The organism is Aeromonas sp. 1HA1 (assembly GCF_029237385.1).
Taxonomy (GTDB): Bacteria; Pseudomonadota; Gammaproteobacteria; order Enterobacterales; family Aeromonadaceae; genus Aeromonas; species Aeromonas popoffii.
The window spans coordinates 1-1135 of the sequence record NZ_JAACGC010000175.1 but is presented as its reverse complement, the minus strand read 5'-3'; the positions used below and the strand labels follow the sequence as shown (position 1 = coordinate 1135).

The 1135-nt window shown below is 34.2% G+C and carries 1 protein-coding gene; it reads left to right on the top strand.

Annotated elements, in window-relative coordinates; translation table 11 throughout:
- Positions 1-141: 141 nt before the first annotated feature.
- Positions 142-735, top strand: a complete 594-nt coding sequence (locus GWQ22_RS21480) for a hypothetical protein (RefSeq protein WP_275931625.1) — start codon at positions 142-144, stop codon at positions 733-735.
- Positions 736-1135 lie beyond the last annotated feature (400 nt).

Here is a 1135-nt window from a genome sequence, read left to right as displayed (position 1 = left end):
CGGCCGCACGATGAAGAGCAAAAGTTAGCATGATCGTTACCATGTTCGGGAGTCACATAGGAGATCAGATCCTGGAAATCGGGAAAAGTGCCAATCAGTTCACAATATTTGTGTATAAGAGTCAGGAAGTGAAGTCTCATTATGAAAATGAATCATCAGGTTTTAAATATATCAAAAAGGTTTATTTACATGTGTTTATCATGGCGTTCCCTGCATACACTATATAACAGCTTACTAGGAAATAGCTTAATTATAATATCATTGAGCACGCCAATAGCATTAATGTATAACATAACTTCATTTATCCCTTCTAAATACCCAGTGGTTTTAATTGGCGCTATGCTTTCACTAACTGGATATGTTTTGTCTGAGATTTTAACACCTATCTTAATAAAAGATTTCAAAGATGGTTATGTTTATTCAAAAAGTTTGTTTGACATATCTAAGAATATAGATTTGATATCGGAGTTTAAGGTGCTTGAGGAAAACTCAAATAAAATAACCAACAAGGAAGATGGCTACTCAAATAAATCATTTAATTTCATATCAATAGATTCTGCAATGAGACTTCTAGGTGAAGAAAAAGCGATCAGAAGTCTGCCATTAATTAAGTTTGATTTCTGTAACAAAAGAGCCCCCATAGTAAGACTCCTATTAAGTATAAATTTTTACATATCACTTATTTTTATATTTTCCTCAACCATTAGCCATATAACAACAATTTTCGGAGCATGAAAAGTGTTTAAGTTGCATAATGCACCTTCTATAAAGGATTGGTTTTAATTATTAAACTGGCCAAAACTGCCAAACTTTGGGAGTTTTCATACGTCATTAGGGACATCCTCGCTCGCGGATAATTATTATATAAATGAAGATATAGAGACATTATATCTCAATCTATCTACAACATTAGAATTTGGTGGATTAGATAGCCAAAATGTACGAATAATAGGTCATCCTGGTGCAGGAAAAACCTCTTTCTTATATGCAATGAAGTTCATGAGTGAACAAGGGAAGGTGCGAACAAGTGGATCGCACCTTCATCATAAGCAGCCTGCTCACGTTTAACATTTTCATTACTCCAGAATTCGGACGTATTTACTCCAAAATCTGACTTTTTGCTCCATCATTCCCC